This is a genomic window from Flagellimonas onchidii, assembly GCF_004804315.1.
GTDB lineage: Bacteria > Bacteroidota > Bacteroidia > Flavobacteriales > Flavobacteriaceae > Flagellimonas > Flagellimonas onchidii.
On record NZ_SRXX01000048.1, the window covers coordinates 1 to 2,414 of the forward strand.

The 2,414-nt window shown below is 31.7% G+C and carries 2 protein-coding genes and 1 pseudogene; all 3 read left to right on the top strand.

Annotated features, from left to right (window positions below):
* Window positions 1-445: 445 nt before the first annotated feature.
* Window positions 446-1,027 (top strand): DUF6088 family protein, encoded by a 582-nt coding sequence (locus tag E4661_RS18910; protein ID WP_136469024.1) that lies wholly within the window; start codon window positions 446-448, stop codon window positions 1,025-1,027.
* Window positions 1,024-2,007, top strand: a complete 984-nt coding sequence (locus tag E4661_RS18915; protein ID WP_136469025.1) for a nucleotidyl transferase AbiEii/AbiGii toxin family protein — start codon at window positions 1,024-1,026, stop codon at window positions 2,005-2,007. Before E4661_RS18910 ends, E4661_RS18915 begins: the two co-directional genes overlap by 4 nt.
* A 3-nt stretch (window positions 2,008-2,010) precedes the next feature.
* A pseudogene (locus E4661_RS18920) lies at window positions 2,011-2,205 on the top strand (type I restriction-modification system subunit M N-terminal domain-containing protein); the annotation flags it as partial.
* Between the last annotated feature and the right edge of the window lie 209 nt (window positions 2,206-2,414).

Below are 2,414 nucleotides of genomic sequence, written 5' to 3' on the forward strand. Positions count from 1 at the left end.
GGCAAGTTCTAATAATCCTAACTTTGGTTTGATGATCTTTTCTTCTGTACTCATCTGACAAATCTAATTTAAGGGTTAAACTAATTTATTAAGATTGTCAGATTAAGTCTTAACTATTACAATTTAGGACAGCTGGGGTATACCCTACATGGGCGGTTATCACGTTTATTGTAGCTATTCTTTTTTCTGTGGCTTCATTGGTTTATGCCTACCATACGAAGGTCGTTTCAGAAAGAACTTCTGATATTACTATTGAAAAAACAACTCCATGATTAGCTGAATTTTATGTATTCAGAAGTTTAGTAATTTTGAACGATAGATAGTAAAAAATGCTACTTAGCTCGCATTTCTTCTAATAAAATTGTCCCAAATAATTACTATTTTCGGGACAATTATTGCCATAATTTAATTATATTTGTCCCGATTTTTATCTATTTTTGGGACAATGATGGATCTTAAGACCATACAAAAGAAAATTAAACCTGGAGAAATATTCTTTATTTCAGATTTTATCGAGCTTGGAAATTACGAAGCAATTCGTAAATCTTTACAACGCTTAACCAAGGAAGGTAGCATAAAACGCATTGCAAAAGGAATATACTTTTTACCCAAAATACACAAGCGCTTAGGGGTCATTTATCCTCATGCTGAACAAATAGCCAAGGCTATTGCAAAACGTGATAAGGCACGGATAATAGCCACTGGTTCTACAGCTTTAAATTTATTGGGGTTATCAACTCAAATCCCATTAAAAGTAGTGTTCTTAACAGATGGTTCTGCTAGGAACATAAAAGTCGGAAACCAAACTATTCAGTTTAAAAAGACAAATCCTAAAAACTTAAGTATTGAACATAGATTAACCAATCTAATAATTCAAGCATTGAAGGAAATTGGGGAGAAACATGTTACTCCAGAACAGCTTGATAAAATACAGAAGATAATAGAAAAGAGTAAAGAACAAGAAATAGTTTATAAAAATCTAAATAATGCACCTATTTGGATTCAGAAAATAATAGTAGATAAATGAATAACTGGTTAACATTATCAAAAGAAGAGCAAACAGAATTGTTTACTCAAATTGGTGTAAAAACCAATTTACCTCCACAGGCTATAGAAAAAGATGCTTGGGTTACATTAATGCTACGAATGATATTCACTTCAGGTTTAGCCAATCATTTGATTTTTAAAGGAGGAACTTCATTGAGTAAAGCCTTTAATTTAATTCAACGGTTTTCTGAAGATATTGATTTAGGTATTGACAGACAATACTTGGGATTTGAAGGTGATTTGTCAAAAGGGCAAATTCGAAAATTAAGAAGAGCCTGCCACTCTTTTGTTTCTAAAGATTTATCCGAATTGTTAAGGCAACAATTAATAGCATATGGGGTAGATGAAACCCTATTTGAAATTATAGTAGAAAACACACAGGTCTCTGATCAAGATCCAGAAACTATTAAAGTAAACTATCAATCACTATTTGGTGATTTGCCCTATCTACCAACAAGAGTATTGATTGAGGTTAGTGCTAGGTCGTTAATTGAACCAAATCAAGAAGTTGCTATTAAATCAATAATTGATGAACATTATCATGAGGCAGATTTTTCGGAAGAAGAATTTATTGTGAATGCCACTAACCCTCAAAAGACATTTCTGGAAAAACTTATTCTACTACACGAAGAATTTCAAAAACCTCTAGAGAAAATAAGGCATTTACGAATGTCAAGGCATTTTTATGATATTGGACAAATACTAAATTCTGAATATGGGCAGGCTGCTTTGAAAAACACATCTCTTTTTGAAAGTATAATTACTCATAGAAGTGTGTTAACCCCAATGAAAACTACGGATTATGAAAGTATGACTTTACAAAGTCTTAATGTTATTCCGCCAAAAGAATTCTTGGATAACTACAAATCTGATTATAAAGAAATGCAGAGTAGTATGATACATGGTGATTCATTGGATTTTGATGTACTACTTAAAAATATAATGAACGAATTGAAATAAAGAATGTCGGAAGATCATAAAAAAGAATTAAAAAAGCAGCTTTGGAATATTGCTGATACGCTTAGAGGAAAAATGAATGCGGATGAATTCCGTGATTACATATTAGGATTCATTTTCTACAAGTATCTGAGCGAAAAGATGGAAATTTTCGCAGACGAAATCTTAAAACAAGACAAAATTAAATTTCGGCAGATAAACCCTTCAATGCTTGATTTTGATGAATTGTACTAGCCACTACTTAACCTGACAGTTGTGGTTAATCTGACACTTGAAAAGAACCTTTAAGCTGTAATAGTTAAGACTTAATCTGACAATCTTAATAAATTAGTTTAACCCTTAAATTAGATTTGTCAGATGAGTACAGAAGAAAAGATCATCAAACCAAAGTTAGGATTATTAGAACTTGC

Coding starts and splice junctions, on each gene's coding strand:
- E4661_RS18915 (WP_136469025.1), top strand. CDS start 1,024: ATGAATAACTGGTTAACATTATCAAAAGAAGAGCAAACAGAATTGTTT.
- E4661_RS18910 (WP_136469024.1), top strand. CDS start 446: ATGATGGATCTTAAGACCATACAAAAGAAAATTAAACCTGGAGAAATA.